General features: G+C 68.3%; 17 protein-coding genes. 5 read left to right on the top strand and 12 right to left on the bottom strand.

All coding sequences use genetic code 11. The features are described from left to right. Nucleotides 1–32: 32 nt before the first annotated feature. From H4P35_RS23795 to H4P35_RS23785, 3 genes are all read right to left on the bottom strand, one after another. Complete coding sequence (locus H4P35_RS23795; protein ID WP_226847222.1) at nucleotides 33–1022, bottom strand: tripartite tricarboxylate transporter substrate binding protein; 990 nt, start codon at nucleotides 1020–1022, stop codon at nucleotides 33–35. A gap of 27 nt (nucleotides 1023–1049) precedes the next feature. Continuing rightward, on the bottom strand, nucleotides 1050–1682 hold the full coding sequence (locus H4P35_RS23790; RefSeq protein ID WP_174245413.1) for a GntR family transcriptional regulator: 633 nt from the start codon (nucleotides 1680–1682) through the stop codon (nucleotides 1050–1052). An 85-nt stretch (nucleotides 1683–1767) separates the two neighbouring features. Beyond that, nucleotides 1768–2676 (bottom strand): LysR substrate-binding domain-containing protein, encoded by a 909-nt coding sequence (locus H4P35_RS23785; protein ID WP_226847221.1) that lies wholly within the window; start codon nucleotides 2674–2676, stop codon nucleotides 1768–1770. Nucleotides 2677–2818: 142 nt separating this feature from the next. On the opposite strand from H4P35_RS23785, the gene H4P35_RS23780 reads away from it, so the two are divergent. Beyond that, nucleotides 2819–3796, top strand: a complete 978-nt coding sequence (locus tag H4P35_RS23780; RefSeq protein ID WP_226847220.1) for a tripartite tricarboxylate transporter substrate binding protein — start codon at nucleotides 2819–2821, stop codon at nucleotides 3794–3796. An 83-nt stretch (nucleotides 3797–3879) separates the two neighbouring features. After that, complete coding sequence (locus H4P35_RS23775; protein WP_226847219.1) at nucleotides 3880–5289, top strand: amidase family protein; 1410 nt, start codon at nucleotides 3880–3882, stop codon at nucleotides 5287–5289. A 17-nt stretch (nucleotides 5290–5306) separates the two neighbouring features. On the opposite strand, the gene H4P35_RS23770 is transcribed toward H4P35_RS23775, so the two are convergent. Genes H4P35_RS23770 through H4P35_RS23740 form a run of 7 tightly spaced genes read right to left on the bottom strand, consistent with a single transcriptional unit; the run spans nucleotide 5307 to nucleotide 13041 of the window. Beyond that, entirely contained in the window at nucleotides 5307–6044 is a 738-nt protein-coding gene (locus tag H4P35_RS23770) for a carboxymuconolactone decarboxylase family protein (RefSeq protein WP_226847218.1), read from the bottom strand. Then, on the bottom strand, nucleotides 6032–7213 hold the full coding sequence (locus tag H4P35_RS23765) for an SDR family NAD(P)-dependent oxidoreductase (protein ID WP_226847217.1): 1182 nt from the start codon (nucleotides 7211–7213) through the stop codon (nucleotides 6032–6034). Before H4P35_RS23765 ends, H4P35_RS23770 begins: the two co-directional genes overlap by 13 nt. Further along, a complete protein-coding gene (locus H4P35_RS23760) occupies nucleotides 7213–7971 on the bottom strand; it encodes an SDR family NAD(P)-dependent oxidoreductase (protein ID WP_226847216.1) in 759 nt (252 codons plus the stop codon). Before H4P35_RS23760 ends, H4P35_RS23765 begins: the two co-directional genes overlap by 1 nt. Nucleotides 7972–7980: 9 nt before the next feature. Then, nucleotides 7981–8925, bottom strand: a complete 945-nt coding sequence (locus H4P35_RS23755) for an acyl-CoA dehydrogenase family protein (protein WP_226847215.1) — start codon at nucleotides 8923–8925, stop codon at nucleotides 7981–7983. After that, on the bottom strand, nucleotides 8922–10127 hold the full coding sequence (locus H4P35_RS23750) for an acyl-CoA dehydrogenase family protein (RefSeq protein ID WP_180097663.1): 1206 nt from the start codon (nucleotides 10125–10127) through the stop codon (nucleotides 8922–8924). The genes H4P35_RS23755 and H4P35_RS23750 overlap by 4 nt, the downstream gene beginning before the upstream one ends. Before the next feature lie 8 nt (nucleotides 10128–10135). Continuing rightward, the gene (locus H4P35_RS23745; RefSeq protein ID WP_226847214.1) at nucleotides 10136–12268 is read right to left on the bottom strand and encodes an acetate--CoA ligase family protein; all 2133 of its coding nucleotides are present in this window, start codon (nucleotides 12266–12268) and stop codon (nucleotides 10136–10138) included. 2 nt (nucleotides 12269–12270) lie between these two features. Then, the gene (locus H4P35_RS23740) at nucleotides 12271–13041 is read right to left on the bottom strand and encodes an enoyl-CoA hydratase/isomerase family protein (RefSeq protein ID WP_056324996.1); all 771 of its coding nucleotides are present in this window, start codon (nucleotides 13039–13041) and stop codon (nucleotides 12271–12273) included. A 274-nt stretch (nucleotides 13042–13315) separates the two neighbouring features. Here H4P35_RS23740 and H4P35_RS23735 point away from each other — a divergent pair, with 274 nt between their 5' ends. Then, nucleotides 13316–14200, top strand: a complete 885-nt coding sequence (locus tag H4P35_RS23735; RefSeq protein WP_226847213.1) for an SMP-30/gluconolactonase/LRE family protein — start codon at nucleotides 13316–13318, stop codon at nucleotides 14198–14200. A gap of 14 nt (nucleotides 14201–14214) precedes the next feature. On the opposite strand, the gene H4P35_RS23730 is transcribed toward H4P35_RS23735, so the two are convergent. Continuing rightward, complete coding sequence (locus tag H4P35_RS23730; protein ID WP_370638988.1) at nucleotides 14215–15156, bottom strand: LysR substrate-binding domain-containing protein; 942 nt, start codon at nucleotides 15154–15156, stop codon at nucleotides 14215–14217. Nucleotides 15157–15264: 108 nt separating this feature from the next. On the opposite strand from H4P35_RS23730, the gene H4P35_RS23725 reads away from it, so the two are divergent. Together H4P35_RS23725 and H4P35_RS23720 are read left to right on the top strand one after the other, a co-directional pair. Then, nucleotides 15265–16329 (top strand): LLM class flavin-dependent oxidoreductase, encoded by a 1065-nt coding sequence (locus H4P35_RS23725; protein WP_180097668.1) that lies wholly within the window; start codon nucleotides 15265–15267, stop codon nucleotides 16327–16329. A gap of 11 nt (nucleotides 16330–16340) precedes the next feature. Next, nucleotides 16341–17138 (top strand): flavin reductase family protein, encoded by a 798-nt coding sequence (locus tag H4P35_RS23720; protein ID WP_226847211.1) that lies wholly within the window; start codon nucleotides 16341–16343, stop codon nucleotides 17136–17138. Nucleotides 17139–17234: 96 nt separating this feature from the next. Here the strand turns inward: H4P35_RS23720 and H4P35_RS23715 are convergent, their stop codons facing one another. Continuing rightward, nucleotides 17235–18197, bottom strand: coding sequence for a tripartite tricarboxylate transporter substrate binding protein (locus H4P35_RS23715; RefSeq protein ID WP_128829029.1), 963 nt, complete (start codon nucleotides 18195–18197; stop codon nucleotides 17235–17237). Between the last annotated feature and the right edge of the window lie 104 nt (nucleotides 18198–18301).

Raw genomic sequence — 18301 nt, 5'->3', positions numbered from 1 at the left:
GGTGTCTCCTTGTTGTGCGTGCGGCGGGCCGGTCAGTCCAGCTTCATGCCGGACTTCTTGACCACGCCTTGCCACATCTCCAGTTCGGCGGCCAGGGCCTTGCCGAAGTCGCCGGGCGATCCGCTGATGGCCTGGGCGCCTTCGTGCTTCAGGCGGTCGGCGACCAGCTTGTCGGCGGCCGCGTCGTTGATGGCCTGGTTCAGCTTGCCGACGACCTCGGGCGGCGTGCCGGCCGGCGCTAGCACACCCCACCACGTCGTGATGTCGAAGTCGGCAACGCCTGCCTCGGCCACGGTGGGCGTGTCGGGGAACAGCGGCGAGCGCGTTTTGCCCGTGACGGCCAGCAGGTCCACGCGCTGGTCGCGCACTTGCGACAGGATGGTGGGCACGGTGGCGAAAAACACCTGAACGCGTCCGGCCAGCAGATCGACGGTGGCCGGGCCGCTGCCCTTGTAGGGCACGTGCGTCATGGCGGCGTTGGTCTTCTGCTTGAACAGTTCGCCGGCCAGATGGTTGATGCTGCCGTTGCCCGCCGAGCAGAAGTTCAGGTCGGCGCCCGGCTTGCCCGCGAGCTGGCGCAGGTCGTCGATGGAGGTCAGCTTCAGATCCTTGGCCGTCACCACGAAGAGCGGGCCGCGGCCCAGCATCGCGATGGGCGCGAAGGACTTGCGCACGTCATACGTGGTGCTGATGCCAGCGGCAGCGTTGGTGACGAACGTGGACGTCGCAAAAAGCAGCGTGTAGCCGTCCGGCCGCGCATTGGCGACCAGCGCGGCGCCGATGGAGCCGCCACCGCCGCCGCGGTTTTCCACGACCACGGACTGGCCCAGCTTGTCGGCCAGCGTGCGCGCCATGTCGCGCGCAATGCTGTCGGTGCCGCCGCCCGCCGCAAACGGCACCACCAACGTGATGGGACGGCTGGGGTAGGAATCGGCGGACGCTGCCACCGGCGCGCAAAGCGCAGGCAACAGAAGGGCCAGCCCCGCCAGCAGCCGCTGCGGGGATACGTTGAACTGCTTCATCGACTTGTCTCCGATCGATGGCCGCGCTTAACCCTGGCGCAGCATCTTTAGGCGTTCCAGCAGGGCCTGGTGAATGTGGTGCTGCGCGGCGTCTTGCGCGCCTTGAACATCGCGGGCGCGGATGGCGTCGACGATGGCCTGGTGTTCCTGGTTGGAGCGGCCGGCCCGCTCCGATGAACTGAGCGTGCTGCGTCCCAGCAGGTAGGTGGTCTCGGTCAGCGAATGCAGCGAGCGGATCAGGTAGCGGTTGTGCGCGGCGCTGTAGATGGCCTGGTGAAAGCGCAGGTTCTGAGCGACGGGGTCGCCGCCGTCGCCTTCGTCCAGGATGGCCTGCATGTTGGCGACTTCGGCGTCCGTGGCATGGCGCGCGGCGAAGGCGGCGGCCGCGCCCTCCAGCACTTCGCGCATGGAGTAGAGCTCGCCGACTTCCTGCTGGTCCATCGTGGTGACGACCAATCCGCGGCCGGGCTCGTGCGTGATGAGGCCTTCGTCCTGAATGCGCTTGAGCGCTTCGCGCACGGGGGTGCGGCCCATGTCGAGCTGGTCGGCGACTTCCACTTCGCGTAGCCGGTGGCTGGGCGTGAACATGCCGGCCAGGATGCGGCGCTTGATCTCGTTGTAGGCCGCGAAGGCCTGCGAATTGCTCTTGGGAATGGGCAAGGCTGTCTCGATGCGTTTTTTGTATATTTTTGCATACAAAAAATCGACCGACAATCCGGCCCCTGAAAATAGATGCTTGGCCGCGTTATCCGCCCAGCGGCGCGCGCGACACGTGACGCCGGAACAGGTCCGCCATGGTGGCCGCCGCCAGCGACAGCGGCGTGCCCTGCAGCGTCATGATGCCGATGCTGGCCACGGGCATGGGCACGTCGGCGCGGATGCGCCGGGCCTCGTCGCCGTAGGGCTTGATGTCCAGCATGCCGGACGGGCAGAGGATGAGCGCGTCGCTGCGGGTCATCAGGTTCCACATGACACCGAAGGTGTCGCACTCGATGACCCGCTGGGGTTCGGGCAGACGGTGCGCGCGCAGCCCTCGCAGAAAGGCTTCGGTGTGGCTGCCGGGCGATACGTTGAGCAGCCATTCGCAGCCGCGGATGTCGTCCCACCGCCGTGCGCGCGCCAGCGGATGGCCCTTGCGGCACGCGATCATGAATTCCAGCGGCCGCAGTTCCTCGAAGTCGAATTCCTGCCCGCCGGCGCCGTCGTTCATGCGCGAGGCCAGCGCGAAATCCAGCGCGCCGTTGCGCAGCGCGGGCAGCACCGCGGGGAGCAATCCCTCGGAAACCTTGACCTTGGCGGCCGGCATGCTTGCGCGGAACTCGGCCAGCACGTCGGGCAGCACGCTCATCATCACCATGGGCGTGACGCCGACCGCCACGCGCGCCTGCGCGCCGCTGAGCAGTTGGCGAATGTCCTGGCGGGCCAGCGCGAGTTGCGCCTGCGCCAGGCGAGCCCGAACCGTGAGGTACTCGCCGCATTCCGTGACGGCGATGCCCTTGGGGCTGCGCGTCAGGAGCGGCGCGTCCAGTTCGGTTTCGAGTTCCTTGATGGCCTTGGTCACGGCGGCCTGGCTCAGGTGCAGGCTGCGCGCGGCGGCGCGGATGCTGCGCAGTTCGGCCACTTTCAGCCACGCGCGCAATTGATGGTCTTTCACGGCGATCTGCCCCTGACAACCTGGGGTGGTCACCTTAACAAAAATATAGCCTTACACGCAGCGCGGACCATCCCTAAGCTGATCGTCGATCAGGCCCGGAAAGACCGATGGCCTGGCCCGAAAAGCGCTTCAGGAGAATGCCATGCCGATCTTTGCCCGCCGTGCCGTTTCCTTGTTTCTGGTCCTCGTGGCCGCCACCGGCGCCAGCGCCGCCCGCGCCGACTGGCCGCAGCGGCCGATCAAGCTCATCGTCCCGTATGCCGCGGGGTCGGGCCCGGATGTGGTGCTGCGCCCGATCGCCGACGCGCTGGGCCGCGAACTGGGGCAACCGGTCATCGTGGAGAACCGGGGTGGCGCGGGCGGCATTGTCGGCACGCAGGCGCTGGCGTCGGCCGCGCCCGATGGCTACACCATCGGCTTCGGCAATATCGTCACGCTGGCGATCAACAAGAGCATGTACGCCAAGCTGCCCTACGACCCGCAACGCAGCCTGGCGCCGGTCAGCCTGGCCATCAGCAATGCGCTGGTGCTGATCGCGCGAAACGGCCTGCCGGCCAGCAATGTGCAGGAGCTGGCCGCGTACGCGAAGCAGCATCCGGGCAAGGTCAGCGTGGGATCGCTGGGCGTCGGATCCAGCGCGCATCTGGCGGGAGAGATGCTCAAGAGCGAGACCGGCGCCACCATGCTGCACGTGCCGTACAAGAGCGGCCAGCAGGCCGTGGTGGATCTGGCCGGCGGACAGCTTGACGTGATGATCGACAACGTGGCGGGCGTGCTGCCTTTCATCCGCGCGGGCCAGGTCAAGGTGCTGGGCGCCACCAGCCTGACGCGCGTGCCGGTGCTGCCGGATGTGCCGACGCTGGACGAATCGGGCTTGAAGGGATTTGAGGTCGTGTCGTGGGGCGGCATCGTGACGCCGGCGGGCACCCCGGCGCCGGTGATCGCCAAGCTGAACGGCGCCATTGCCAAGGCGTTGCAGGACCCCGCGGTGCAGAAGCAGAACGAGACCCTGTCGGTCGATGCCACGCCGTCCACGCCCGAGCAGTTCGCCAGCCTCATCGCTGCGGAGATTCCGCGCTGGGCGGCGATGGTCAAGCAGTCCGGCGCGTCGGCGGACTGAACGGGCGGCGCGGACCGGGTCTTGCAGCGCGCGTGCGCCGGCGCGGTCCGCGCAGAACAGGGTTATCAGAATAGGGAGACAACATGACGAACGCACTCTGGCGCTGGAACGCGCTCGACCTGGCCCGCGCCATCCGCGACGGCGAAGTATCCAGCCGCGAAGCCGTGCAAAGCTGCCTGGACCGCGCCGACGCGGTCAACGCCGCCTTCAATCCGCTGACGGAGACGTATGCGGAACAGGCGCTGCGCGCCGCGGATGCCGCCGACGCGGCGGTGCGCGGCAAGCAGGCATTGGGCGCGCTGCATGGCGTGCCGGTCACGATCAAGGCCAACGCGGATCTGGCTGGCACCGCCACGACCAACGGCGTGACGGCCTATCGGGACCTCATCGCGCAGGAGAACAATCCGGCGGTCGACAACTGGCTGCGCGCGGGCGCGATCGCCATCGGACGCACGAATGTTCCGGCATTTTCGTGGCGCTGGTTCAGCGACAACGATCTGCACGGCCGCACCGTCAATCCGTTTGATGTGGCGCGCACGCCGGGCGGCTCCAGCGGCGGCGCGGCGGTGGCGGCGGCGCTGGGCGTCGGGCCGCTTGCGCATGGCAGCGATCAGGGCGGCTCTATCCGCTATCCCGCGTATTGCTGCGGCGTTGCAGGGCTGCGGCCCTCGCAGGGGCGGGTGCCGGGCTACAACGCCACGCAGCGCTCGGAGCGCCCGGTGGCATCGCAGATGGCGGCCACGCAAGGGCCTTTGGCGCGTACCGTCGCCGATCTGCGCTTGGGACTGGCGGCGATGTCGGGTGGCGACGCGCGCGATCCTTGGTGGGTGCCTGCGCCGCTGGCGTTTCCCGATTTGCCAGGCAACGGTCGCGTCGCGCTGTTCGCGGGCACCGCGCAGCACAAGGCCGACGCCGCCGTGGCCGACGCGCTGCAACGTGCCGCCGGCTGGTTGCAGGACGCGGGCTACATCGTCGAGGTCGCCGAGCCGCCGCAGTTCGACGCCGCGGCCGCGCTGTGGCTGGACGTGCTGATGAACGAAGCCGCCGGGTCCATGCAGCGCGAGATCGAACGCGCGGGCGATCGCGCCATCCAGAACGCGTACCAAAGCATGCTGGCGCACACGCCGCGCCGGGACAAGGACGGCTTCGTTCAAGCCATGGCGATGCGCACGACGATCCTGCGCGAATGGGGCCGCTTCTTTGAACGCTATCCCGTCCTGCTGATGCCGGTGTCGTTCGCGCTGCCTTTCCCGGTGGATCGGGATCAGCAGGGCGCCGACGTGATGGCGGACATCCTGCAGGCGCAGAGTCCGTTGATCTCGACGGCGATTCTGGGACTGCCGGGGCTGTCGGTGCCGGTGGGGTTGGCGCACGGTGTGCCTGTCGGCGTGCAGTTGGTGGCCGGGCGGTTCCGCGAAGACCTGTGCCTGGCGGCTGGCGAGGTCATCGAGGCGCGGGCGGGCTGGTCGGTGCCGGAACGGCTTGGCCTCTGACGGCGTCCCTTGCGGACCTAACCCGAAGCGCCTGAATCCTTCAGCCGCGCATGGACGGTGGCGCCCAGCGCCGCGCCGTGGACGGCCAGATGCGCGCCCAACTGGATGGCCTGCAACAGGGCCTGGCGCGTCACCCCTTGCGCCAATCCCTCGTTGATCAACGCACGCGTGGTGTCCATGTCGCCCTGCGTGAAGCAGGCGTGCAGGGCGACCCGCACGAGCAAGCGCTCCGCGCGGGTCAATCCACCGGCAGGCGCGCCCTGGTCCAGAAAGTCGAGCAGGACAGCGACATAGCCCGGGTCCATCTCCGCCAGCCGCAGCAGGCTGCCCGCCTGTTCCGGCCACAACGCGGCGATGCGGGCGCGCAGGGCATCGCCCGGATTCAGCGCCGGTTGGGGCGCGGCCTCGTGCAGCAGGTCGGCGGCGTGCAGCACCGCGCTCAGGCCCTGCATCGTGACCAGGTGCAGCACGTCGAACACGTCGGCATCGCTGGCGCCGGCCTCGCGCGCCATGCGCAGATGGGTGGTCAGGCCCGCTTCGAACAGGTGCGTCGCCGACGCGTCGAGCGCTACGTAGATCAGCTCGACCATGCGGGGTGCCAGCGGTCCCGTCTTGGCCGGGTGTCCCGCGTACTCGGCGTAGTGCGCCAGAAAGCCCGGGTTGGCGTGCAGCATCGCGTCCGTCCAGGGGCGCCAGTAGCCGCGCGCGGCGATGAAGCGGGCCTTGATCTCGTCCAGGCCGGTCAGCGACTGCATAGCACTTGCCCCGTCAGATATTGGGCCTGCGCGCCGGCCACAAAGCGCAGCAGGGGCGCCAGCGCCTCGGGCGACGTGCCTTGCGCGATCTGCACGGCATTGATGCGGCGCGCCGCCGGTCCCCATTCGCAGGCCAGCGAGGCGATCAGCATGCGCGCGGCCGCGTGATCGCCGGCGTGTTCCCAATCCAGGCCGTCGTCATCGGGCAGCAAAAGCGTCAGGCTGGCGGGGCCGTCAGCGGTGAAGCGCTGCGCGGCCTGCAATGCTGCTTCCAGCCTTTGCCCCGGTGCGCTGGCCAGCACCGTTGCGTCCAGCACCGCGGCGTAGCCGTCGCCAGCGGATTCACCGGGCAGCGGCGGCCAGTCGCCGCGAACGGTAAGGGATAGGGGCGCATCCGCCGGAACGCGCCCGTGTCCGGCGGCAGGGGCATAGGTCTGGCTTCCGCCGTACACCGACGAACCGCCATCCACGCACATAAGTCCGCCGGCAAGCGGGGCCGCGTGCGTGCTGGAAAGGAAGGCGAGGGCGCATGCGATCTCGTCAGGGTCGGCCAACCGGCCCAGCGGGATCTTGGCCACGGCGCGTTCGGGGTCCAGGCGGCCCGAGGCGATCAGGCCAGCGACCAGTTCCGTCTGCACGTAACCGGGGCAGAGCACGGTGACGCGGAGGCCCGGATCGGACTGGGCCAGCGCACGGCTCTGTGCGATCAGTCCGGCCTTGCTGGGGCTGTAGCCGCCGCGCCACGGGATGGCGCGCAGCCCCGCGCCGGAGGCCACGTTGACCACGCGCGCGCCGGGGACGAGGCGGCTGCGCAGCGCGCTCACCAGACGGGCTGGCGCGCGCAGGTTCAGGTCGAGCAGCCGTTGCCAGTCGCCCGCCGCCTGGTCGACGGTGGGTGTATTGCTGCTGTCGGTCATCCCGGCGTTGTTGATGAGCGCATCCAGGCGCGGCATGCCGTCCGCCAGGGCGGTAATCTGCGACGCGTCGGTCAGATCGGTGACGCGCGCCAGATGATCTCCATCGGCGGGCGCGGGCAGCTCGGCACGCAAGGCCTGCAGCGCCGGCGCATTGCGATCGACCAGGACGCAGCGATGGCCCGCGGCCGCGAGCCGGCGAGCCGCCGCCCGGCCAATGCCGCTGGCCGCGCCCGTGAGCAGGACGGTGTCCATCAAAGGGTCGTGAACGTGATGCCGCCGTCCACCACCAGCGCCTGCGCCGTGATGAAGCGGGCCTCGTCGCTGGCAAGAAACACGATGGCCTCGGCGATGTCCTCCACCGTGCCCAGGCGGCCCAGCGGCGTGCTGGCGACGCGGCGCGCGTCGCGTTCGGCGTTGCGGTTGCGCTGCGTGCCTTCCGTGGGGATCGCCGACGGGCAGACGGCGTTGACCCGGATCCGGCGCGCACCGAGTTCGGCGGCCGCCGCGCGCGTCACGCCCAGCACGCCGGACTTGATGCCCGAATACACGATGGAATTGGGTGCGGACTTGAGCGCGGCGGTGGATGCGACGTTGACGATGGCGCCGCCGCGCTCGGGGTCCATGACCTCGGCCGCCGCCTGAATGCCCCAGATGACAGCCTTGAAGCCGATGTCCAGCATGCGCTCCAGCGTGTCGGGCTGAATGTCGGGCACGCTCTGGTAGCGCACCCAGGCGGCGTTGTTGACCAGGATATCCAGCCGCGCGCCGTGCTCGGCGGCCTGCCGCACGGCTGCGCCGATGCCTTCGCGCGTGGCGACGTTCTGCACCACGGGAAAGGCCTTGCCGCCTTCGGCCACGATGCCGGCCACGGCGTCATCCACCAGTTCCTGCTTGAGGTCGTTGACGCCGACCGTGGCGCCGCGCGCGGCGAGCAGGCGCGCGGTGGCCCTGCCGATGCCGGCGCCCGCGCCAGTGACGAGCGCGACGCGCCCGGCGAGATCTTGTGCCATGGTTGCTTCCTATACCGATTGAATGAAGGCGTGGCCGGCGCCGCGCGACAGCCCTGCAAACGCGGCGTCCAGCTTGCGCACCGCGCGCAGCGCGCGATGCAGGGGCAGTTCCCACGTGAAGCCCATGCCGCCGTGCAGGTGGATGGCTTTTTCGATGACGAAGGCCGCGTTGGCAAGCGCGCCAGCCAGCGCGGGCTGCGTGTCGCGCGGCGCGCCGTATTCGTCGGCGTGCGCAGCCCGTCGTATCGCGGCGCTGGAGACGTCCTGCAGCAGCCGCATGCGGGCCAGCAAGTGGCGCACGGCCTGCTTGGCCGACAGCGGGCGGCCGAACTGCACGCGGGTGGCCATGTAATCGGCCGCCGCTTGCAGCGCGCCTTCGGCAGCGCCGTTGGCGAACTCGGCCAGCAGCAGGTGCGCCTGGCGGCGCAGCGCGGCCCATGCGGCTTCGTCCAGCCGCGCAAGCACCTGCGCGTCCGCGAGCGCGATCCAGGTTTGCGGATGATCGGGATCCAGCGCTGCCTGGTCGTCGCGCGGCAATGCCGTGGCATCGACAAGGGCCGCGCCCGCGCCGTCGGCCACCAGCACCCAGTCGGCGGGGCCCTGATCCAGTCGCGCGTGACCGGCCTGCAGGCTGCCATGCCAGGCGATGCCGGCCAGGCGTTCGCCGGCGGCCAGGGCCGCTGCCTGCGGCGTGCCGGCCAGCGCGCCCGCAAGCAGGATCTGTTCGGAAAGCGGCAAGGGCAGACGCAGACGGCCGGCCGCATGCGCGATCGGCAGCGCAAATTCGAGCGGGAGGCCCAGTCCGCCGTCGTCTTCGGCGGCCATGACCCCGCACAGCCCCGCCTGCGCCAGCACCTGCGCCATGGCGCGGGGATCCTGGCGGGTCAGGGCATCGGTGATCGCGGCGTCGGCGGCCTGCGCGAACTCCTCGGGACGCAGTTCTTCGTGGCTCATGTCAGGTCCTTGGGCAGATTCATGACGCGCTGGGCGATGACGTCGAGCTGCACTTCGGTGGTGCCGGCGTAGATCGTCTCGGCGCGCGAGAACAGGTAGGCGGTGGTGAAGGCCTTCTGGGCGCGGCGCGCCAGGGCGCTTGAATGCGGCCCCACTTGCGACAGCAGCGACAGCGCCAGACCGGCGAACGCCTGATGGCATTCCGACCAATACAGTTTGGTGAGCGAACCGCGCGCGCCGATGGTCTCGCCACGCAGCATGCGCGCCACGGTCAGTTCGACCAGGCCCTTCAAGCCGTCGATCTCGCAAACCAGGTCGCCGACGCGGCGCTGCACGTAGCCGTCGTCAAGCGCGGGGGCCAGTTGCGCATCGGATTTGCAGGCGGCGATGAGCTGGCGCAGTTCGCATTCGAAGCGCCAAGGGCGGTACATGCGATTGGTGGCGCGCTCGATGGACAGCACCCGGATGGCGGCGTTCCAGCCTTCGTCCGGGGCGCCCAGGCGTGCGCTGTCCGGCACCACCACGTCATCGAAGAACACCTCGGCAAAGGATTCCTTGCCGTCGATGGATTTGATGGGGACGACGCGGATGCCCGGCGTGTCCATCGGGACCGCGAACATCAGCAGGCCGCGATGCTTGTCGGCCACGGTGCCGGTGCGCGTCAGCAGCAGGCAGTAGTGCGCCTTGGCCGCGCCGCTGGTCCAGATTTTCTGGCCATTGATGCGCCACGTGTCGCCCTGCTGTTCGGCCTTGGTGCGCAGGCGGGCCAGGTCCGACCCCGCGTCCGGCTCCGAAAACCCCTGGCACCAGTACTGGCGCATCGCCAGGATCGCGGGCAGGAAGTCCTGCTTCTGCTGTTCGGTGCCCACGGCCATGATGATGGGACCGGCCAGTTCCTTGCCGATGGAACTGACGCTCTCGGGCATGGGCAGTGCGCCAATCTCCTTGTTCACGGCCAGATGCTCGCGCAGCGTCAGGCCGTGGCCGCCGTAGGCCTTGGGCCACGTCATCCCGGCAAGCCCCGCCTGGTACATCGCGGCCTCCCAGGCGCTGCTTTCGGCGAGCGAGGGGGCGCGCCAGTCCAGGCTGTCGGCGCGCATGAAGCCGGGCAGGTTGGCGCGCAGCCAGGTGCGCGCGTGCTGGCGGTAGACCTCGGGGCCCGCGGCAGGGTCGGGGACTGCGGCGTGTTGTTCGAATTGCATGGCTGTCCTCAGTGGGCGGGGGCGGCGCGCGGAATCATCAGCGCGTCCAGGACGACGACGCCTTGGCCCTGCGGCCGCACCAGAATGGGGTTCATGTCTATTTCGGACACGTCCGCGCGGTGGCGGTACGCGAATTCGGACAGGCGCGCCACGCTGCGCGCGGCGGCGGCGATGTCGGCCTTGGGCCGCCCGCGTGCGCCATCCAGAATGGGAAACATCTTGAGCGACCGGATCATCTCGGCGGCTTCGGCCTCGCTGACGGGCGCGGCCTGCACGGCGACGTCCTTCAACACCTCGGCGTAGATGCCGCCCATGCCCACCATCACGATGGGACCGAAGACCGGATCCTGCGATACCCCGGCGATCAGTTCGGTGTCGCCCGCGACCATCGGCGCGACCAGCACGCCGTCGATGCGCGCGGCCGGCGCGTGCCGCGCCACGTTGGCCAGGATTTGCGCGTAGCCCTGACGCACGGCGCCGGCATCGGCCAGGTCGAGCAGCACGCCGCCGGCTTCGGTCTTGTGCGCGACGTCTTCGGAGGCGATCTTCAGCACCACGGGATAGCCGATGGCGCCGGCCGCGCGCACGGCCTCGTCGGCATCGCGGGCGATGATCTCGCGCGGCACATCGATGCCGGCTTTGCCCAACGCCTGCTTGGCGTGGAATTCGTTGCGGAACACGGCTGGGTCGACGGGTTCCGAAGCGGGCAGCGGCGTGCCGTCCGGAATGCAATTGCGCAGGCGGCCCAGCTGCACCAGCCCGGCCAGCCCCGTGGCGGCCGCGTCGATGCTGGAGAACACCGGAATGCCCAGCGCGTTGATCTGCTCGACGGCGTCGGCCGGCCCCTGGCTGATGACCATCAGGAGGCGGTCCGGGTGGCTGGCGCGCACCTCGGCCAGCGCTTGCAGGTAGATGCCGCGCAGCCGCGCGTTGTAGAGCGACAGCGACATGAACAGCGCGACGGAACTGGCCGACGGGTCCTCCAGCAGGGCGGTCAGCATCTTGAGCAGGATGTCCGGACGGGCGGACATCTGGGCGGACGCATCCACCGGATTGCCGGTGCTGGCGGTGGGCACGGCTTCCCGGATGCGCCGCTGCGTGTCGGGCGCGAGCGGGGGCAGGGACAGGCCTGCGTCGCTCATCGCGTCGGCCATCATGATGCCGAAGCCGCCGGACGCCGCCACGAGCGTCACCGCATCGTTGGCCGGCAGGCGGCGGGGCATGAGCAGCGAGGCGGCGTGGCCGATGTCGATCAGCGCTTCGACCGAGCGCACGCGCAGCACGCCGTGGCGGCGAAAGACCGCGTCGATCACGGCGTCCGATCCGGTGAGGGCGCCGGTGTGCGAGGCGGCGGCGGCCTGGCCTTTTTCCGTGGAACCAATCTTGAGGATGATGACGGGCTTGGCGCGCTCGCGCGCCAGGCGCAGCGCGCCGATGAGCTTGCCGGCGTCGCGGCAGGTCTCCATGCAGCACAGGATGATGCGCGTGTCCGCGTCTTCGGCCAGCGCGGCGATGCCGTCGGCGGCATCCACATCTGCCTCGTTGCCGGTCGCGATGAAGCGGCTGACGCCCATGCCGCGGCGGGCGACGCTTTGCATGGTGTGGCTGCCCACGTTGCCCGACTGCGACACGATGCCCACGTGACCGACGGGCGGCATGTTCTCTTCCAGCGCGATCGAGAAGGAACCGATCAGGCGCTCGGCCACATTGACCGTGCCCAGGCAGTTGGGGCCCAGGATCCGCATGCCGTGTTCGCGGGCGATGGCCACCAGTTCGGCCTGCAGCGCGGCGCCTTCGGGGCCGGCCTCCGTGAAGCCGGCCGACAGCACGATGGCGGCCTTCACGCCCCGCGCCGCGCAGTCGCGCAGCGCGGCGGGCGTGGCGGCGGCGGGCACGGCCAGAATCGCCAGGTCGGGCGCCGTGGGTGTCTGCGTCACGCTGGCGTACGCCGGCAGCCCCTGGATGGTTCCGCCCTTGGGATTGATGGGGTACACCGCGCCGCGGTAACCGTGCTTGATCAGCATGTGGACGGGACGGCCGCCGATCTTGGTGATGTCGTCCGAGGCACCGATGACGGCGATGCCCGCGGCCTGGAAAAAGGGCGCCAGCCCCGCGCCGGGGCGTTGATGCTGCGTATCCATGCTCAACGTCCCTTGAACTGCGGCTGGCGCTTTTCCAGGAATGCCATGCGGGCTTCGCGCGCGTCTTCCGTTTTGGCCAGCGCCATGGTGAAGTCCTGCTCGAAGCGGTAGGCGTCGCGCTGCGGCATGAGGTCGACCATGTTCGCGGCGCGCTTTGCATACAGCACGGCCAGCGGTGCCTTGCCGGCGATTTCGTGCGCCAGCGCCAGGGCGGCGGGCAGAAGCTGGTCGGCGGGCAGCACGTCTTCCAGCACGTTGCGGCGAAGCAGGTCGTGCGCGGTCAGGCGCTGGCCGGTGAAGAACATGCGGCGCAATGTCGAACGACCGAAAAGCGTGCGCAGCATGGACGCGCCGCCGGCCAGGCCGACGTTGATTTCGGGCATGCCGAAGGTGGCGTTCTCGGACGCATACATGATGTCGCAGGCGGCCATGAGGCCCAGCCCTGCACCAAGCGCCGCGCCGTTGACGGCGGCGATGACCGGCTTGGCGCATTCCTTGATGGCGTTGCCGGTTTCGCGGGTGATGCGGTTGTGTTCAAGAAAGTCGCCGGCGATGTCGGCGTTGGGGCGGTCCTTCAGGTCGGCGCCGGCGCAAAAGACCGTGCCGCTGCCGGTCAGCACCGCGCAGCGGATGTCGTCGCGCTCGGAGATCTCGTCGAAGATCGCCACGATGCGGCGGCGCATGGCGCGGTTGAGCGCATTGACCGGCGCGTTGTTCAGCGTGACCAGCGCCACGCCTTCATTGACTTCGAACTTGACGGGGGTGTCGCTCATGCCCGCACCTCGCTCGATTGGAAACACATAGCGGGGCGCCGGGCGCCGTGGGCATGCTGCATCGTAAGTCTCCTCGGGGTCTGATGACCGGTCTTGTCTGCTGTCCACGCCTGCCGGCACTGAACTTTTTTTGATTTTAGGAAGGGGCCTGGGCCCGATCTACGGCAAAAACGGTGGTTGTGTTCTGCAGGAATGGCGCATATTCCGGGCTCCCCGCAGCCGATACCATGGGGAAAAATCATCGCCAGCGCGCGTGTTGGAGAGAGGGAGGCAGATGCAGATCGAACGTATCGGAACGCTGCGTGCGGCATTGGGCGAATGCCCGGTGTGGGACGCGGCGGGCGGGCAGCTGTGGATGGCCGATTGCCGCAAGGGGCTGATCCTGGCTGTGACGCCGGACTCGGGCCGCGTGCAAAGCTGGCAGCTGCCCGCGCCGCTCGGGTCATTTGCCTTCAACGGCGAGGACGAGCTGGTCGTGGCATTGAAGGAATCGTTTGCGCTGTTCCGGCCGGCGGACGGCAGCCTGCGAACGCTGGCCGATATCGGCGTCAGCCACCCCAACCTGCGGCTCAATGACGGCACGCCCCTGCCGGACGGCAGCTTTGTCGCGGGCACCATGCACATCTACCGCGAGGCCGGCGAGGCGCCGCTGGGCGGACTGTATCGCCTGGACACGCGCGGCACGCTTGCCCGGATCGCGCAGGGGATCGGCGTGGTCAACGGTCCGGCCCTGCATCCGGACGGCACGCACCTTCATGTGTGCGACAGCGCGGCGCGCACCATCTACCGGTATCGCATGGATGCGCAGGCAGGCTTATCGGGCCGCGAGGTGTTTGCCGACACGGACGCGCTTGGATCGGCGCCGGACGGTTGCTGCTTTGATCGGGACGGCGGGCTGTGGACGGCGCTGGTGCATGCGGGCGCCGTCGTCCGGTTCGACCGCGACGGCAAACTGGACCGGCGCATCGACGTGCCGGTCGCCCACCCGGCGTCGCTGTGCTTTGGCGGGGACGACCTGACCGACCTCTACGTCACGTCCATCAGCGACAGCGGACGCCTGTCGGCCAATGGCCCCCTGGACGGCGCGCTGCTGCGCATCCGGGGCGCGGGTTACGCAGGCGCGCCGCGCCCGCGCTGCGCGATCCGGCCCGGCGCCTGACGCTTACCGCCGGGTCAGGCGTCAGCCGCCGGCTTGCCGTACGCGGCGAATCGCAGCTCGGCGCCCGACACGTGCGAGGCGACAAAGTCCAGGAACAGCCGGATCTTCACGGGGATCATGGCCGTGTCCAGGATGGTGGCGTACATGCCTTCTTCGAAGGTGGTGTTGGTGACGCGGTAGTCCGGACACAGCCGCACCAGCGAGCCGCGCGCGATGTCGTGGTGCACGGTGTAGTCGTCCAGCAGCGCGATTCCTTCCCCCAGCCTGGCCAGCTCCAGCAACGCCACGCCATTGTTGGTGACGTGCCTTGGCTGGATCGGCACTTCATCGATGACCTCGCCCTGCTTGAAGCGCCAGAGGTACTGGTCGCCAGGAAGCAGGTACGCCAGGCACGCATTCTGGGCGATGTCGGCCGGCGTCTCGGGCGGCTTGCGATCGGCCAGATACGCGGGCGAAGCGACGAGATAGCGTTCGCTCTTGAACAGGATGCGCCGCTTCAGGCCGGCCTCGACGGGCGGCGAGATGCGGAAATCGATGTCGAAGTTGTTGCGCCGCAGATCCGTCTTGGCTTCCGACAGCACGAGTTCGATGTGGATCTCGGGGTAGGCCTCGCGAAAGGCCGCGACCAGCTGCGGCAGTACGCCCAGACCGAACATCATGCGCGAATGCACGCGCAGCACGCCTTTGGGCGCGGCGCGGATCTCGGTGATGTTGCGATGCGCCTCGTTGATGTTCCAGAGGATGGGTTCGAGCTGGCGCGCGTATTCCTGGCCCGCTTCGGTCAGCACGACCTGCCGCGTGGACCGCAGCAGCAGCTTGACGTTGAGCTCGCTTTCGAAGTCGGTGATCATGCGCGACACCGAGGTGGCAGAGATGCCGAACTGGCGCGCGGTTTCCGAGAAGCTCTCGGACTTCGAGATCGACAGAAAGAGCTCCATGGCGCGCAGTCTGTCCATCATTCCTCCACTTTATGCAGCACAGAACGCCGCTTTTCTTGTATTCCAGCCCATGACTACCGGCCTCTAGAATTTCCTCAAGGATTCAAGCATCAATGAGGAGACACAATGGAATTCGGCGTATTCATTCTGGCGCAGCAACGAGGTTACCACCAGTCCTCCGCGCAAGTCATCAACAACTCCATCGAGCAGACGGTGGCGGCCGAGCAAGCCGGATTCAACACGGCGTGGTACGCCGAGCATCACTTCAACAACTATTCCCTGTCGCCGTCGCCGCTGATGACGGTGGCCCATGCCGCGGCCAAGACCCGCCGGATCCGCCTGGGCACGGCAGTGTGTATCCTGCCGCTGTATCACCCCGCGCGCTTTCTGGCGGAAGTCGGCTTCGTGGACACGGTGTCCAACGGGCGGCTGGACCTGGGCGTCGGGTCGGGCTACCAGCAATTCGAATTCGAGCGCTTCGGCGTCCAGATCGAGGAGTCGGGTGCGATCTTCAATGAGTTCCTGGACGTCATCCCCAAGGGCCTGACGCAAAAGATCTTCGAGCATGACGGCAAGTTCCTGAAGATTCCGCCGAGCTCGATCGCGGTGCGCTGCGTGCAGGATCCGATGCCGCCGCTGTGGATCACGTCGGGCAACCCGGTGACGCTTGGCCGCGGCGTGCGCGAGAACCACAATCTGTTCGTGACGGCGCTGCTCAAGGGCAACGACGCCATCGCGGAACTGCGCGGGCGGCTGGAGAAGGTGGCCGAGGACAACGGCAAGGACCTGGACCGCGACGTGAAGTTCGGCTTTCTGCGCTGTGGCTATGCGTCGGACAACAATGCGGAAATCGACGCTTATCTGGACTGCGCTCGCTTTCAGCGCCGCATTTCCGAAAGCTTGAAGTTCCGCCGCGCGCAGAGCGACGACGGCTACATGGTCAAGGAAGTGCCTTCGGAAACGGACCCGACGTTCGAGCAATTGCGCAAGAACCTGCCGGTGGGTTCGGTCAACGAGGTCATAGACAAGATGCTCGAAGAGATCAGCATCCTGCGTCCGAAGCACATTGCGCTGCAAACGCAGCTTGGCGATTTCGACCAGAAGACGATGCTCAAGCAGATCGAACTCTGGGGCGACAAGATCATTCCCGCGATCCGCAAGGAAGTCGGCAGCACGACCGTCCTTGCCTGAAGGAGGGCAGCATGCGTATCTACCTGAGCAATGCCGGCGCCATTGCGCTGCGCGACGCGGCCGATTTCGGCCGTCTGGATATTTTGGCGGACCCGCAGCCCGCGGATCGGCTGGAACGCGCGATCGCCCGCATCGGCCGGCGCGAGGACGAGCGGCACGTGCGGCTGTCGCCGTCAGTGCTGCGCTTCCTGTCGCAGCACGCGGGCGATCCGGCCTGGGAAGCCAGCTTCTCGAAGATGGTGGACTACGCGGCGCGGCACGGATGGGTCGACGAACGCGGCGACATCCGCGCGCACATGGTGGTCAACGAATGCGACGAGGTGGTGTCGGTGGATGACTTCAAGGCGGCGATGCGGTCGCTGCCGGCCGGCATCAGCGCCGTCAGCACGGGTGACGGCGACGACATGGCGGGCATGATCGTCTCCAGCCTGACGTCGATCTCGGCCGACCCGCCGATGGTCGGGTTCTTTGTGCAGCAGACCGCGTCGGCGCACGCGCCGCTGCTGCGCAACGGCCGTTTCGTCGCCAACATCCTGGGAGAAGGCCACGGCGAGGTGATCGAGGCCTTCATGAAGAATCCTCAGGGCAAGGCGCGGTTCGCCCAGGGTGGATGGGTGATGAACGAACATGGCGCGCCGGTGCTGCCCGATGCGCTGGCCAGCATCGAATGCGACATCGTCTGCACCGAGAAGCTGGGCACGCACGATCTCATCGTGGGCAAGATTCGCAGGACGGCCTGCCGCGAGGCGCGTCCGGTGATCAACTTCAAGTCCGCCACGCACGGCATTGCGCCAGCGCAGCTGCAGTGACCGGATGACCGCATTTGCGTGAACGACAAGCCCGCCATCTGGCGGGCTTTTGCATGGCGGAAAAGATGCGCGGGCGCTGCGCCAGCGCCCGCAGGTTCAATCGAGGACGATGCCGTTTTCCTTGATGACCTTGCCCCAGTACTGGCGGTCGGCTTCCAGCTGGGCTTCCAGCGCCTGCGGGCCGCCGGCTTTCTCGGTCTGGCCGTTGGCCACGAGCAGCTTGCGGAAGCTTTCGGATTGGACGGTCTTGATGGCGGCGGCCGAATAGGCCTGCACGATCGCGTCCGGGGTGCCCTTGGGCGCATGCAGCGCGGTCCAGTAGCTGGCCTTGAGCTGGGGATAACCCAGTTCCGTCACGCAGGGCACTTCCGGCAGCGCCGGATCGCGCTGGTCGGTGGTCAGCGCCAGGATCTTCACCGCGCCGGCCTTCTGGTGGTCGGCCAGGGCGATGGGCGTCATGTAGGAAAGATCGTTGCGCCCTGTGATGAGGTCGATCAGGCTGGTGGGCGTGCTTTTGTAAGGCACGGCGGTCAGCGGGATGCCCAGGGTCTTGGACATGATCAGGCCGTACAGGTCGGTGACGCTGCCCGGGCCCAGCGAGCCGTAGGTAAGCGCGCGGTTCTCGCGTTTTGCATAGGCGACCAGTTCCGCCAGGGAATTGACGCCCATCTTCGCGGGGACGGTGATCGTAAGCGGACCGTCGAACATCATGGCGACGGATTTGAAGCTGTCGAAGCTGTAGTTCAGACTTGGGCGCAGCAGGATGTTCAGGGATAGGGGGCCGGAACCGCCCATGAGCAGCATGCTGCCGTCGGCGGGCGCGCGCGCAACCTGCGAGGCGCCGATGATGCCGTTGGCGCCGGGCTTGTTCTCGACGATGAAGTTGATGCCCAGTTCGGCGCCCATGCCTTCGGCCAGCAGGCGCGCGAAATTGTCGTTGGGGCCGCCCGCTGCATAGGGCACGATCAGGGTCACGGGCTTGGCCGCGGCCCGCAACGGACGGGCGAACATCATGAGGGTGCCGGCCGCGATGAAGCCGCGGCGGGTGAGCTTGCGCATCTGTCTCTCTCCAGGTTCCCGCCGCCATGCGGGACCGTGCCTTCCGCGGGCCGGTTCTTCTGTTTTGACGCTGGCGGCTGGGTCGGCCGGAATCAGTGTCCGGC

The organism is Achromobacter sp. 77, assembly GCF_020541125.1.
Lineage (GTDB): Bacteria > Pseudomonadota > Gammaproteobacteria > Burkholderiales > Burkholderiaceae_B > Achromobacter > Achromobacter mucicolens.
Note: the sequence above shows the minus strand (reverse complement) of the source record. Positions and strands in the feature narration are given on the sequence as shown.

Bases quoted from the DNA above. Each gene is read 5' to 3' on its own strand.
- H4P35_RS23795 (WP_226847222.1), bottom strand. From the start codon at position 1,022: ATGAAGCAGTTCAACGTATCCCCGCAGCGGCTGCTGGCGGGGCTGGCC.
- H4P35_RS23780 (WP_226847220.1), top strand. From the start codon at position 2,819: ATGCCGATCTTTGCCCGCCGTGCCGTTTCCTTGTTTCTGGTCCTCGTG.
- H4P35_RS23775 (WP_226847219.1), top strand. From the start codon at position 3,880: ATGACGAACGCACTCTGGCGCTGGAACGCGCTCGACCTGGCCCGCGCC.
- H4P35_RS23770 (WP_226847218.1), bottom strand. From the start codon at position 6,044: ATGCAGTCGCTGACCGGCCTGGACGAGATCAAGGCCCGCTTCATCGCC.
- H4P35_RS23765 (WP_226847217.1), bottom strand. From the start codon at position 7,213: ATGGACACCGTCCTGCTCACGGGCGCGGCCAGCGGCATTGGCCGGGCG.
- H4P35_RS23760 (WP_226847216.1), bottom strand. From the start codon at position 7,971: ATGGCACAAGATCTCGCCGGGCGCGTCGCGCTCGTCACTGGCGCGGGC.
- H4P35_RS23755 (WP_226847215.1), bottom strand. From the start codon at position 8,925: ATGAGCCACGAAGAACTGCGTCCCGAGGAGTTCGCGCAGGCCGCCGAC.
- H4P35_RS23750 (WP_180097663.1), bottom strand. From the start codon at position 10,127: ATGCAATTCGAACAACACGCCGCAGTCCCCGACCCTGCCGCGGGCCCC.
- H4P35_RS23745 (WP_226847214.1), bottom strand. From the start codon at position 12,268: ATGGATACGCAGCATCAACGCCCCGGCGCGGGGCTGGCGCCCTTTTTC.
- H4P35_RS23740 (WP_056324996.1), bottom strand. From the start codon at position 13,041: ATGAGCGACACCCCCGTCAAGTTCGAAGTCAATGAAGGCGTGGCGCTG.
- H4P35_RS23735 (WP_226847213.1), top strand. From the start codon at position 13,316: ATGCAGATCGAACGTATCGGAACGCTGCGTGCGGCATTGGGCGAATGC.
- H4P35_RS23730 (WP_370638988.1), bottom strand. From the start codon at position 15,156: ATGGACAGACTGCGCGCCATGGAGCTCTTTCTGTCGATCTCGAAGTCC.
- H4P35_RS23725 (WP_180097668.1), top strand. From the start codon at position 15,265: ATGGAATTCGGCGTATTCATTCTGGCGCAGCAACGAGGTTACCACCAG.
- H4P35_RS23720 (WP_226847211.1), top strand. From the start codon at position 16,341: ATGCGTATCTACCTGAGCAATGCCGGCGCCATTGCGCTGCGCGACGCG.
- H4P35_RS23715 (WP_128829029.1), bottom strand. From the start codon at position 18,197: ATGCGCAAGCTCACCCGCCGCGGCTTCATCGCGGCCGGCACCCTCATG.